The sequence below is a fragment of the Ideonella lacteola genome (assembly GCF_038066555.1).
Taxonomy (GTDB): Bacteria; Pseudomonadota; Gammaproteobacteria; order Burkholderiales; family Burkholderiaceae_C; genus Ideonella; species Ideonella lacteola.
This window is the reverse complement of the sequence record NZ_JBBUTG010000001.1, coordinates 119,047-134,001: the sequence shown is the minus strand read 5'-3', so window position 1 is coordinate 134,001 and position 14,955 is coordinate 119,047. Positions and strand designations below refer to the sequence as shown.

Below are 14,955 nucleotides of genomic sequence, written 5' to 3'. Positions count from 1 at the left end.
CACGGCCGTGTCGCCAGCTTATCGGGTCCGCAGAAACGTCAAAAACGTCACGCTTGAGTTTGCGGAGTACCCATGATTGATTCGGTCGATATCAACGGTGTTGTCATCTCGGGCAACGTCAGCAGCATCGGCGGCACCACATCGACGACCGATGTGCTGACGCTGCTGGGCACCGGCGGCAGCATCGCGATCAGCGACATCGAGACCATCCTGGGCTCCACGGGCACCGACGCGGTCACCCTCAATACCGCCAACAGCGGCACCGTCTACGTCTCGGATGTCGAGACCGTGGTCGGGTCCACCGGCACCGATGTGCTGTCGATGCTGACCACCGGCACCCTGTCCGTCAGCGGTGTCGAAAGCGTGCTGGGCACCACCGACACCACCGATGTGCTGAACCTGCTGGCCGGCGGCTCGGTCTCGGTCAGCGACATCGACACCGTGGTGGGCTCGACCGACACGACCGACGCGATCACCATGCTCGCCACGGGCACGATGACCGTCTCGGCCGTCGAATCGGTGATCGGCTCGACCGACACCACCGACATCGTCAACATGCTCGGCGGTGGCTCGCTCAGCGTCTCGTCGGTGGAATCGCTAGTCGGCACCACCGCGGTGGACGTGGTCACCCTCGCCAACGCCGGCGATTCCATCTCGGTGTCGGACATTGACAGCGTGATCGGCACCACCGACACGACCGAAGCGGTGACGATGCTCGCCGCCGGCTCGCTCTCCGTCTCGGCGATTGACTCCGTCACCGGCACCACCGGCACCGACACGCTGAACCTGCTGGCCGCTTCGGCCGTCACGGTCAGCGACGTGGAATCGGTCATCGGCTCCACCGGCACCGACACCGTCACCCTCGGCACGGCCGGCAACATCGCCATCAGCCGCGTGGAATCGGTGGTCGGCACCACCGACACCACCGAAACCGTCACGTTGCTGGCCACGGGCTCGGTCTCGGTCAGCGACATCGACACCGTGCTGGGCACCACCGCCACCACCGATGCGGTGACGATGCTGGCCACCGGCACGCTGGCTGTCTCGTCGATCGACACGGTCACCGGCTCGACCGACACCACCGACGTGGTGCAACTGCTCAACGCCGGCACGGTGAAGATCTCGGCCGTCGAGACCGTGCTCGGTGCCACGGCGCAGACCGAAGTGCTGCAGTTGCTGGCCGCCAGCTCGGTGTCCATCAGCGACATCGACTCCGTCCTGGGCTCCACCGGCGCCGATGCGCTGACGATGCTGGTCACCGGCACCGTCAAGGTCTCGGGCATCGAGACCGTCATCGGCACCACCGACACCACCGACATCGTCCAATTGCTGGCCGCAGGGTCGGTCAGCATCTCGGATGTCGACTCCGTCATCGGCACCACCGGGGCGACCGATGCGGTGACGATGACCACCACCGGCGCGCTGTGGGTCTCGGGCATCGAAACCGTGATCGGCACCGGCGACACCGCCGATGTGCTGACGCTCGGCGCTGCCGGCACGGTGCGCATTTCCGACGTGGCGACGGTGCTCGGCTCGTCATCCAACACCGAAGTGCTGCGCATGATCGGCGGCGCGGCCGTGTCGGTGTCCGACATCAACACCGTGATCGGCGGCACCGGCGCCACCGATGCGGTGACGATGCTCACCACCGGCAGCCTGGCGGTCTCCGCCGTCGAAAGCGTGATCGGCACCACCGACACCACCGACGTGCTGACCCTGCTGGTGACCGGCACCGTGGCGGTGAGCGACATCGACACCGTGCTCGGCAGCACCGCCGCCACCGACGCGCTGACGATGCTCACCACCGGCACGCTGGCCGTCTCGGGGGTCGAATCCGTCACCGGCACCACCGACACCACCGACGTCGTCAGCATGCTGGCCGCCGGCTCCTTGAGCGTGTCGTCGGTCGACACCGTGCTCGGCACCACCGCCGTCGAAATCGTGCGCCTGCTGAGTGCCGGCGATTCGATCTCGGTGTCCGCCATCGACACGGTCATCGGCACCACCAACACCACCGAAGCCATCACGATGCTGGCCGCCGGCTCGCTCGCCATCTCGGCCATCGACTCCGTCACCGGCACCACCGGCACCGATACCTTGACGCTGCTGGCCGCTTCTGCGGTCACCGTCAGCGACGTGGAATCGGTCATCGGCTCCACCGGCACCGACACCATCACCCTCGGCACGGCCGGCAACATCGCCATCAGCCGTGTGGAATCGGTGGTCGGCACCACCGACACCACAGAAACCGTCACGCTGCTGGCCACCGGCTCGGTCTCGGTCAGCGACATCGACACCGTGCTGGGCACCACCGCCGCCACCGACGCGGTGACGATGCTGGCCACCGGCACGCTGGCCGTCTCGTCGATCGACACCGTCATCGGCTCGACCGACACCACCGACATCGTGCAGCTGCTGAACGCCGGTACCGTGCGCGTGTCGGCGGTCGAAACCGTGCTCGGCGCGACCGCGCAGACCGAAGTGCTGCAGTTGCTGGCGGCCGGCGCCGTCTCGGTGAGCGACATCGACACCGTGCTCGGCTCCACCGGCGCCGATGCACTGACGATGCTCGTCACCGGCACCGTCAAGGTCTCGGGCATCGAAACCGTCATCGGCACCACCGACACCACCGACGTGGTGCAGTTGCTGGCCACGGGCTCGATCAGGGTATCGGATGTCGATTCGGTCATCGGCACCACGGGTGCCACCGACGCCGTCACGATGACCACCACCGGCGCGCTGTGGGTCTCGGCGGTCGAAACCGTCATCGGCACCGGCGACACCGCCGACGTGTTGACGCTCGGCGCCGCCGGCACGGTGCGCGTCTCGAATGTGGCGAGCGTCATCGGCTCGTCGTCGAACATCGAGATCGTGCGGATGATCGGCGGCACCACCGTCGCCGTGTCAGACGTCAACACCGTGATCGGCGGCACCGGCGCCACCGACGCGGTGACGATGCTCACCACCGGCAGCCTGGCCGTCTCGGCGGTTGAAACGGTGATCGGCACCACCGACACCACCGATGTGCTGTCGCTGCTGGCCTCGGGCAGCATCGGTGTGAGCGATGTCGACACCGTCATCGGCGGCAGTGGCCTGACCGAAGTCGTCACGCTGCTGACCACCGGCACCATCGCCGTCAACGCGGTGGACACCGTCATCGGCACCACCGACACCACCGACGCCGTCACCCTGCTGGCCAGTGGCGCCGTGAAGGTCTCGGGCATCGAATCGGTCACCGGCACCGGCCTGGCGAACGACGTGGTCACACTGCTGGGCAACGGTGCCGCCGTCACCGTCAGCGATGTGGCCACCGTGCTGGGCTCCACCGGCACCGACACCCTGACGATGGCCACCGCCACCGTCGCCGTCTCGGCCATCGAAAGCGTGGTCGGCACCACCGACACCACCGACGTGCTCACGCTGCTGGCCGCAGGCTCGGTGACCGTCTCCGATGTTGAAACCGTCGTCGGCAGCGCCGGGCTCACCGAGGTGGTCACCCTCGGCACCACCGGCACCGTCGCCGTCAGCGCGGTGGACACCGTCATCGGCACCACCGACACCACCGACGCCGTCACCCTGCTGGCCACGGGCGCCATCAAGATCTCCGGCATCGAATCGATCACCGGCACGGGTCAGTCCACCGATGTGGTCACCCTCGGCGGCAACGGCGCCTCCGTCACCGTGAGCGATGTGGCCACCGTGCTGGGCTCCACCGGCACCGACACCCTGACGATGGCCACCGCCACCGTCGCCGTCTCGGCCATCGAAAGCGTGGTCGGCACCACCGACACCACCGATGTGCTGAGGCTGCTCGCCGGCGGCAGCGTCGCGGTGTCCGATGTCGACACGATCGTCGGCAGCAGCGGCGCTGTCGAAGTCGTCACCGTGGTCGGCGCGGGCGGTGCCTTGTCGGTCTCGAACATCAACACCGTCATCGGTTCGACCGACACCACCGATGTGATCACCCTGGCCGCCACCGGCGCGCTGGCGGTGTCCGGCGTGGAGTCGGTGGTCGGCACGGGCGGTACCGCCGATGTGCTGACGCTGATGGGCAACGGTGCGACCATCGAGGTGAACAGCATCGCCACCGTGCTGGGCACCACCGGGGCCGACCAGGTCACGATGGGCAGCGCCACACTGGCCGTTTCGGCCGTCGAAAGCGTGGTGGGCTCGACCGACACGGCCGATGTGCTCACCCTGGCCGGCGGCGGCAGCGTGCAGGTCAGCGGCGTGGAGACCGTGCTCGGTGCGTCCGGGTCGGTCGACACCGTCACCTTCGAAGATGGCGGCTCGCACAGCGTGAGCAGCGTCGAAAGCGTGATCGGCTCCACCGCCACCGACGATGAACTCACCCTGCTGGCCGCGGGCAGCATCGCCGTCACCGATGTGGAGACCGTGCTCGGCTCGGCCGGCACCAACACCCTCACCTTGCTGACATCGGCCACCGTGGCGGTCTCCGATGTCGAAACGGTGATCGGCGCCGTCGGCGCCACCGACGAGGTGACGCTGCTGAATGCCGGCAGCATCACCCTGTCGGGAGTCGAAAGCGTCACTGGCTCCACCGGCACCGATCGGGTCACCCTGATCGGTGGTGGCAGCATCACCGTGGCCGGCGCGGCCAATGCCGTCGAATCGCTGGTTGGCGCCGCCAATGCGGTGGAAGTGGTCACCCTGGCCGATGCCACCAGCAGCAGCATCGCGCTGTCGAACATCGACACCGTGCTCGGCTCCACCGGCACCGACGTGCTGACCATCGCCGCCGGCAACCTGGCGGTCAGCGATGTGGAAACCGTCACCGGCACGACCGGGGCCGAAACCCTCACCCTGCTGACCGACGCCACCATCTCCGTCTCGGCGATCGACAGCGTGCTGGGTTCGGCGGGCACCGATGTGGTCACGCTGATCGGCGGCACCTCCGTCGCCGTCAGCGACGTCGAAACGGCGATCGGCACCACCGGCACCACCGATGCCCTGACGCTGCTGAACAGCGGCTCGATCGAGGCATCTGCCTTTGAGACCATCGTCGGCTCGGCCGGTTCGAGCGACACCGTCACGCTGCTGGACAGCAACGCCGAAGTGGTCGTCAGCGCCGTCGAGAGCGTGATCGGCCAGAGCGGCGGCACCGACGTGCTCACGATGGCCGCCGCGGGTGACCTCTCGGTGAGCGACATCGAAAGCGTCATCGGAAGCACCGGCACCGACGCGGTGACGATGCTCGACGCCACCTCACTGCACATCAGCGGCATCGAAACCGTCACCGGCACCACCGCCACCGACGACACCGTGACGCTGGATGCCGCCGGCAACCTCTCGATCAGCGAGGTGGAATCGGTCATCGGCTCGGGCAGCGGCGACATCGTCACCCTGCTGGCAGGCTCGTCGGTGAGCGTGTCCGGTGTGGCGACGCTCGTGGGCTCGTCCGCCACCAACGACACCGTCACCCAGCTTGATGCCAACACCACCCTGGCGGTGAGTGCGGTGGAAAGCGTGATCGGCGCTGGCGGCACGGCCGACGTGGTGCAGATGCTCGAAGCCGGCGCCATCTCCGTCAGCGACGTTGATCAACTGCTCGGCACCACCGACACCACCGACGCCGTCACCCTGTTGACGGAAGGCACGCTGCAGATTTCGGGCGTCGAGAGCGTCACCGGCTCGGATGGCACCGCCGACGAAGTGCAGCTGCTGGTGGCCGGCGACGTGTCGGTGGCCGGTGTCGAATCGGTGCAAGGCACCACCGGCACCGACGTGGTCACCATGCGCGATGGCACCGCCCTGACGGTGAGCGCCATCGACACGGTGCTCGGCTCGGCCGACCTGTCGGACAGCGTCACCATGGGCGCCACCGGCACCCTGGCCGTTCAAGACGTCGAAAGCGTCACCGGCAGCACCGACACCACCGATGTGTTGAACCTGCTGGCCGCCGGCGAAGTGTTGGTGTCAGACGTCGAGACCGTCGTCGGCTCCACGGCAGCAGGTGACATCGTCACCCTCGGTGCGGAAGGCGTGGTGTCGATGTCGTCCGTCGAGACGGTGATCGGCTCCACCGGCACCGCCGACGAAATCCATCTGTTGACGAGCGGCAGCATCGCGCTGTCAGACGTCGAAACGCTGGTCGGTGGCCTGGGAAGCGTCGACGCCGTGACGCTGCTGACCACCGGCAGCATCTCCATCAGCCAGGTCGAATCGGTGCAAGGCACCGGGGAGTCGACCGACCAGGTCACGCTGCTGGCCGCGGGCACGGTCGCCGTGTCGTCGGTGGCCAGCGTGATCGGCACCACCGCTGCCGATGCCGTGCGCCTGCTGGCCAGCGAATCGGTCAGCGTGAGCGACATCGACACGGTGCTGGGCACCGGCAACGCCAACGACGTGGTGACGCAGCTCACCGAAGACACCACGCTGCATGTCTCGCGCGTGGCCTCGGTGATCGGCACCACCGCCACCGCCGATGTGCTGCACATGCTGGCGTCGGGCTCGGTCGAGGTCGACGCGATCGAAACCGTGCTCGGCTCGCTGGGTACCGCCGATGCGGTGACCATGGCCAACGGCGGCAACCTCTCGGTCAGCGCCATCGAAAGCGTCACCGGCAGCGCCGCCACCGACGACGTGGTCACGCTGCTCGCCGCGGGCGGCCTGCGCGTGTCGGATGTGGAAACCGTCGTGGGCACCACCGGTGTCGACGGCGTGTGGCTGCTGACCGCGGGCGCGCTCGCCGTGTCTGCGATCGAAACCGTGGTGGGCACCGGCGACACCGCCGACGAGATCACGATGCTGAGCACCGGCACCTTGAACGTGCGCAACGTGGCCAGCGCGATCGGCACCACCGCCACCACCGACATTCTTCGGTTGCTGGCCGCCAGCACGATCGCTGTCTCCGATCTGGAAACGGTGCTCGGCAGCACCAGCACCGATGTCGTCACCTTGAACAACGGCGGCAGCCTGTCGATCTCGGCGGTTGAAACCGCCATCGGCAGCGCCGACAGCACCGAGGTCGTCACCCTGCTCGTGGCCGGCTCGGTGAACGTGTCGGACGTCGACACTGTCATCGGCGTCTCCGGCTCGGCTGACGTGGTGAACATGCTGGTCAGCGGATCGCTGACGGTGCGCGATGTGGACACCGCCATCGGCTCCACCGACGCCGGCGACTCCCTGACGCTGCTGACCGCCAGCACCATCCGGGTGAACCGCTTCGAAACGGTCATCGGCTCGACCGGCACCGACGTGGTCACCGTGGCCGCGGGCGGCAGCATCGAGGTGAGCGATGTCGAAACCCTGGTCGGCACCACCGCCACCACCGACACCGCCACCCTGCTGGCCGCCGGCACGATCGCCGTGTCCAGCATGGCCAGCATCAACGGCTCGACCGGAACCGACGTGGTGCGCATGCTCACCGCCGGCAGCGTGACGGTGAGCGACATCGAGACCGTGCTGGGCTCGTCCGGCGTGGCCGACATCGTGCGCCTCACCACCCCCGGCGCGCTGGCCGTCAGCGGTGTCGAAACCGCGATGGGCACCACCGATTCGGACGACGTGCTCACGCTGCTCTCGGGCGGCGCCGTCTCGATCTCGCGCTTCGAGACCGTGACCGGTACGACCGGCACCACCGAGGCGGTGACGATGCTCGCCGCCGGCAGCCTCTCGATCTCGGATGTCGACACCCTCGTCGGCACCACCGGCACCGACACCGCCACGATGCTGGCGGCCGGCACGGTGTCGATCAACAAGGTCGACAGCGTCGTGGGCTCCACCGGCACCGATGTGCTCAACATGCTGGTCACCGGCACGGTGAACGTCAGCGGCGTGGAGAAGGTGGTGGGCTCGGCATCGGCCACCGATGTGGTGCGTGTGCTGGACGGCGGCTCGATCCAGGTCTCCGATGTGGAATCGGTGGTCGGCGGGGGCGGCAGCGACGCCGTCACCATGCTGGCCGCCGGCAGCCTGAAGGTGAGCGACGTGGCGACCGTGATCGGCGCTTCGACGCTGGTCGAGGTCGTCACCCTCGCCTCGGGCAGCACGCTGGCCGTGTCCGACATCAACACCGTGCTCGGCCAAACGGCCGTGACCGATACCGTCCAGATGCTGGCTGCCGGCAGCCTGTCGACCTCGGCGGTCGACACGGTGCTCGGCACCACCGCCACCACCGACGCGCTGGCCCTGCTCGCCGCCGGCACGGTGACGGTCTCGGGCATCGAAACCGTCACCGGCAGCGGTGCCGTCACCGAAACCGTGCGCCTCGGCACCGCGGGTGAAAGCCTGCTGGTGCGGAACATCGACACCGTGATCGGCACCACCGGCACCGGCGAATCGGTCAGCCTGCTGACCACCGGCTCGATCGCTGTCTCGGCGATCGAAAGCGCCACGGGCACCACCGCCACCGGCGAGGTGCTGACCCTGCTGGCCGCCGGCAGCGTGACCGCCTCGGCGTTCGAATCGATCGTCGGCTCGACGGGTACCGATGTGCTCACCCTCGGCGGCGCGTCTGCCACCGTCTCGGTCTCTCGCATCGAAACCCTGGTGGGCACCACCGGCACCGACGTCGTCACGATGAACGGGGGCGGCACGCTGCGCATCAGCGACGCAGAAACCGTGATCGGCGGCGCTGCCGCCACCGACATCGTCGCCCTGCTCGGCGCTCAATCCGCCGTGGCCGTCTCGGCGGTCGACAGCGTGCTCGGTGGCACCGGCACCGCGGACACGCTCACCCTGCTGGCCGCGGGCAGCACCTGGATCTCGGCGATCGAATCGGTGGTCGGCTCGACCGGCGCCGATGTCGTGACGATGGGCGCCGCGGGCAGCCTGTCGATCAGCGGCGTCGATACGGTGCTGGGCACCACCGGCACCGACACCGTCACCCTCACCGGATCACAGACCGCGATCGCCGTGTCGTCGGTCGACAGCGTCGTTGGCACCACCGGCACCACCGATTCGGTGACGATGCTGGCCTCGGGCACGCTGCGATTCAGCGGCATCGAATCGGTGATCGGCTCCTCGAGCGCCGGCGATATCGTGATGCTCAACGCGGGCGACACGCTGCGCGCCTCCGGCGTCGAAACCGTCATCGGCGCCACCGGCACCGAAGTGCTGACCCTGATCGGCGCCGGCACGGTGGCCGTCTCGGCGATCGAAACGGTGACGGGCTCCACGGGCACCGCCGACACCATCACGCTGCTGGCCGCGCCGACCTCCGCCATGGCCATCTCCGGCATCGAATCGGTGCTGGGCTCCACCGCCACCACCGATGCCCTGCAGATGCTGGCAGGCGGCGCGCTGGCCACCTCGAATGTCGAATCCGTGCTGGGCACCACCGGCACCGCCGACGCGCTGACGATGCTGGCCACGGGCAGCGTCTCGGTCTCGGCGATGGAATCGGTGATCGGCACCACCAATGCCGGCGACATCGTCACCCTGCTGGCCACGGGCACCGTGCGCGTGTCGGCGGTCGACACGGTCGTGGGCACCGGCGCCACCACCGACCAGGTCAACCTGCTGGCCGGCGGCTCGATCGCGGTCTCGGACGTGGCCAAGGTCATCGGCACCACCGACACCACCGATGTGCTCACGCTGCTGACCAGTGGCAGCGTGTCGGTCTCGGCCTTCGAATCCGTGATCGGCAGCGGCGCGGGCAGCGGCGATGTGCTCACGCTGCTGAGCACGGGCCGCATCTCGGTGTCGGACGTCGACAGCGTGATCGGCTCGACCGGCGCCAACGTGCTGGCGATGCTGAACACGGGCGCGGTCTCTGTCAGCGCCGTGGAAACGGTGCTCGGCACCACCGCGGCGGGTGACTCGGCCACGATGCTGGCCGCGGGCACGCTGGCCACCTCGGCCGTCGAAACAGTGACCGGCACCACCGGCACGACCGACGTGCTCGATCTGCTGGCCGCGGGTTCGGTGAGCGTCAGCGAGGTGGACACGGTGTTGGGCTCCACCGGTACCGACGTGATCACCGTCACCGATTCCGGTTCCGCCGGCCGCCTGAGCGTCTCGGGCGTCGAAAGCGCCATCGGCACCACCGCCACCGCGGAAGTGCTGACGCTGCTGGCTGGCGGCACCTACGCCGCCAGCGCCTTCGAAAGCGTGATCGGCAGCACCAGCGTCAACGACATCCTTCGCCTGATCGAATCCGACAGCGTCAGCGTCTCGGCCATCGAATCGGTGGTGGGCGGTGGCGACACGACCGACGTGGTCACCCTGCTGGCAGCCGGCTCGATGGCGGTCAGCGCGGTCGAATCGGTGGTGGGCTCCACCGGTGTCGACGTGCTCACGCTGCGCGGCGGCGGCGACGTGGAGGTGTCGGCCGTCGAAAGCGTGCTGGGCACCACCGCCGTCGATGTGCTCACCTTCAACGGCGGCAGCCTCTCGATCAGCGCGGTCGACACCGTCAACGGCACCACCGGCACCACCGATGTGGTGCGGCTGCTGGCCACCGGCACGGTCGCGCTGTCCAACGTCGAGACCCTGGTGGGCACCACCGAGGTGACCGACGTGGCCAGCCTGATCGGCGGCGGCACCCTGGCCGTCTCCGGCATCGAAACGGTCGATGGCACGGCCGCCGGCACCGACATCGTCACCATGCTGGTGGCGGGTGTGCTGAATGTGTCCGACGTGGAAACCGTCACCGGCAGCAGCGGAGCCGACACGGTGAAGATGCGCACCGGCGATGCGCTCGCCGTCTCGGCGGTCGAGACCGTCACCGGCTCGGCCGGTACGCGCGACGTGGTCACACTGTTGGCCACCGGCAGTGTCAAGGTCTCGGCGGTCGAAACCCTCATCGGCACCACGGCCACCACCGATGTCGCCACGATGCTGGCCGGCGGCCGCCTGACGGTGTCGGGCATCGACTCGGTCATCGGCACCACCGGCACCGCAGACATCGTGGCACTGCTGGCCTCCGGCTCCGTCGGCGTCTCGGCCATCGAGACGGTGCTGGGCACCGGCGGTACGGGCGATGTGGTGCGCATGCTGGCTGGCGGGGTGCTGAAGATCAGCGACATCGCCACCGTGGTGGGCACGACCGGCACGAACGATGCGGTGAGCCTGCTGGATGCCGGCACCGTCAGCGTCAGCGCGGTGGACACCGTCACCGGCAGCACGGGCAGCGACCAGGTCAACATGCTCGCCGGCGGTTCGCTGCGGGTCAACGGCGTCGAAACGGTCTACGGCCTGGGCGGCAGCGTCGAGGTGATCACCCTCGCCGCGGCCGGCGCGCTGAGCGTGTCGAGCGTGGACACCGTGCTCGGCAGCACGGCCACCACCGACAGCGTCACGCTGCTGACCGCAAGCTCGATCACCGTCTCCGACGTCGAATCGGTCAACGGCACGCTGGACACCACCGATGTCGTGACCCTGCTGGGCGCGAGCTCGGTGAAGGTCTCGGATGTCGAGACGGTCATCGGCAGCACGCTGGCCGGTGACTCGGTGACGATGCGCCAGGAAGGCGAGTTGACCACCCGCGGCGTCAGCTCGGTGATCGGCACCACCGGCCTGAGCGACACGCTCACGCTGCTGGCCGACACCAGCGCCACCAGCATCTCGGGCATCGAATCGGTCGTCGGCTCGACCGCGACCAACGATGCCATCCGCCTGTTGGCGGCCTCGACAATCGACATCTCGGCGGTCGAATCGGTGACGGGCTCCACCGGCACCGACGTGGTCTCGATGCTGGCCACCGGCACGCTGGCGGTGTCGTCGGTCGAAACGGTGGTGGGCACCACCGCCACGACCGACGTGCTGAGCCTGCTCGCGGCCGGCGCCGTGGCCACCTCGGCCATCGACACCGTGCTGGGCACCACCGGCGCCGACGTGCTGACGCTGCTGTCTTCGGGCACCGTCAAGGTGTCCAGCGTCGAGACGGTGAACGGCGCCAGCGGCACGACCGACATCATTCAGATGGCCGTCGCCGGCACCCTGTCGGTGTCCAGCGTCGAATCGGTCGTCGGCACCACCGCGGCGACCGACATCGTCGCGCTGCGGGGCAGCGGCTCGGTCAGCATCCGCGTCTCGGCGGTGGATTCGGTCAACGGCACCACCGCCACGGCCGACATCGTCACGCTGGTCGGCGGCGGCTCGCTGTCGGTCAGCGCGGTCGAGACGGTGCTGGGCAGCACCGCCACCAACGATGTCGTCACGCTGCGCGGTGCCGGCTCGCTGAAGGTGAGCAGCATCGAAAGCGTGGTGGGCACCACCGCCACCACCGAGACGGTCACGATGCTCAACGCCGGCTCGATGATCGTCAACAAGATCGACACGGTGATCGGCTCTTCCGGCACCGATGTGCTGACGATGGCCGTGGCCGACGCGCTGCGTGTCAGCAACGTCGAAACGGTCCTCGGCTCGACGGGTATCGATTCGGTGGTGATGCTGAGCGCCAGCCTCGCGGTCAGCGGCATCGAAACCGTGCTCGGCACCAACGGCACCACCGATGTCTTGACGCTGCTGGGCACCGGCGGCGTGCGGGTGGGCAACATCGAAACCGTGCTCGGCACCACCGGCAGCGACACGATCACCTTGCAGGTGGGTGGCGCACTGAAGGTGAGCAGCATCGAGAGCGTGCTGGGCACGACCGGAACGACCGACATCGTGACGATGCTGTCGGCCGGATCGATCAGCGTGCGCGACATGGAATCGGCCCTGGGCTCCACCGGGACCGACACGCTGACGATGCTCAGCGGCGGCGGCCTGCGCATCAGCTCGATCGAGTCGGTGATCGGCACCACTGGCACCGCCGATGCGTTGACGATGTTGACCTCCGGCAGCCTGTGGATCTCGGCGGTCGAGAAGGTGACCGGCAGCACCGGCACCGACGTGGTCACGCTCAGCGGCAGCACCGCGGTGCAGCTCAGCTCGGTCGAATCGGTGCTGGGCACCACCGCCACCACCGACAACGTCACCCTGCTGGCCTCCGGCAGCCTGACGGTGTCCGGGGTCGAGACGGTCACCGGAGCGGCCGGCACCGACACGGTCACGATGCTGGCCGCCGGCCGCCTGTCGGTCTCGGCCATCGAGAGCGTCGTCGGCTCCACCGGCAACGACACCATCGTGATCCGGGGCGGCGGCACCACCGTGTGGGGCAAGGACGGCGTCGACGCCATGACGGCGGGCGGCGGCACGGACAAGTTCCTCTACAAGGCCGAATCCGAATCGGGCACCGGCGCCTCGGCCGACACGATCACCGGCTTCAACGCCGGCACATCGAGCACCACGGTCGACCAGATCTACCTGCTGGGCCTCGTGCAGGGCACGCTCGGCTTCCGCGGCACCAACGCCTTCACGGCCGGTGGCAACACCGAAGTGCGGGCCATCAGCGGCACCTCGTACGGCAGCGGCCTGACCGCGAGCGACACGGTACTGCTGGTCGACCTGGACGGCGACGGCACGACCGACATGGAAATCAAGCTGCTCGGCACCAACGTGGGCACCATCAATGCGGGAGACATCTTCGGCAGTTGATGTCTCTCTCCTGGGATCAGGCGGGCCGCCTCTCAGAACACGCCGAGCCAGTGGCTCGGCGCTGACGGGGTTCCCCGCGGATCAGCAACGACGAATCCGCGCACGCTGTTGATCGGCGGCAGAGCTCTGCGCGCCCTGGACGAAAGGGAAGGAGGACGGCAGCGGCGCCGACGCGAGGCCACCTCCACGTTTGCTTTGGCGCGCGGACAAGAGCACTGGCGCCTACGGCTTGATCGTGAAGATCACTCCGGCATCAGCACTCCCCCCGAACTCGGTCGTGCCCAACAATTTGGTGTCGCCCAGACGCGTCAAACCGCCGCTCGGAAAAATCCCATCGGTGCCGTTGAACTTGTGCAGCGTCCTGTACTTTCCAGTCGCCGAGAGCGAGTACGCGGAGCCGCATCCCGCCGGATTGCAGCTGACTTTGTCTCCACCGTAGCGCAAGACACCATAAAGAAGATCGCCAGGGCCGAGCACGAGTTTGCCGTCGGGGGTGTCACCTTCATTCACGGGGTCGAACTCGTGAACCAAGCTGTAGGCACCGTCTAGGGTGATGCGAAAGACGGTGCCACCACCGTGAAGTCCGCCGCGTGCGGTTGTGCCGTAGAGCGCACCGTCACGCCCTTGCACGAGAGTGCCCGACGGAGTGGCGCCGGTCGCAAGATCGAAAACGTGCAGCAGGGTGAACTCACCGTCCTTCGTCATTCGGAACAAGGTTCCGTATTGACTCGCTCCTCCCTGCGAAGTCGTGCCGTAGAAGTTCCCGTCATTGGCCAAGGTCAGGGGCTCCGACGGAAATGCGCCATCCCCATCCTGGCCGGCAAACGAGCGCAGCACCCTGAGCACACCCGACTTGATGGAGTAGTTGAAGACGGTCCCACAGCCCGAAATCCCATTGCTCAAGCACAGCGGCGCCTGCCCGACGCCGCCTTCCTGTGTGGTGCCGTAGAGCATGCCGTCGGGGCCCTCGACCACCGCCGCCGTCGGATGCGCGCCATTCGGTCCTCCGTGCTTGAAGGCGTAGAGCACCTCAAAGTTGCCCTTGGTATCGGTGCGGAACAAGGTGCCACCATTCAGTGGCCCTCCGTAGTAGGCCGTACCGTAGAACTTGCCGTCCGAGGCCAGCATCAGGGAGGCCAAAGGAAACTGCCCATCCGACGCGAACTTGAAGGAGTGGAGCATCTTGGTAACCCCGTTCGGCTTCATCCGGTAGATGGTTCCGCAACCGAACGGACGGCAACTGGCATCATCGCCACCGTCGCTGCTGGTTCCATAGAAATTGCCATCGGGCCCCAGGATCAAGGCAGCGTTGGGACGGCCGCTGAGCGGCGCCCCCTCGAATTCGTGCAACAGCTTGAACGCCGTGCCAGCGGTCTGCCAAGCAGGCGCCGCAAGAGATGTCTGGGCTTGAACAAGCCCGCAGGCCAGCGCAGTTGCCACCGCAGCCAAGGATCGAATCGTCGAAATCAAAGCATCCCTCCAAGTAGATTTGTGTCCATCCACGCAGGC

At 68.0% G+C, this 14,955-nt stretch carries 2 protein-coding genes; one reads left to right on the top strand and one right to left on the bottom strand.

The features are described from left to right. Nucleotides 1-72 precede the first annotated feature (72 nt). On the top strand, nucleotides 73-13,446 hold the full coding sequence (locus AACH06_RS00400) for a hypothetical protein (protein WP_341423606.1): 13,374 nt from the start codon (nucleotides 73-75) through the stop codon (nucleotides 13,444-13,446). Between the two features lie 222 nt (nucleotides 13,447-13,668). Here the strand turns inward: AACH06_RS00400 and AACH06_RS00395 are convergent, their stop codons facing one another. Beyond that, nucleotides 13,669-14,916, bottom strand: a complete 1,248-nt coding sequence (locus tag AACH06_RS00395) for a choice-of-anchor tandem repeat GloVer-containing protein (protein ID WP_341423605.1) — start codon at nucleotides 14,914-14,916, stop codon at nucleotides 13,669-13,671. Between the last annotated feature and the right edge of the window lie 39 nt (nucleotides 14,917-14,955).

Bases quoted from the DNA above. Each gene is read 5' to 3' on its own strand.
- AACH06_RS00400 (WP_341423606.1), top strand. From the start codon at position 73: ATGATTGATTCGGTCGATATCAACGGTGTTGTCATCTCGGGCAACGTC.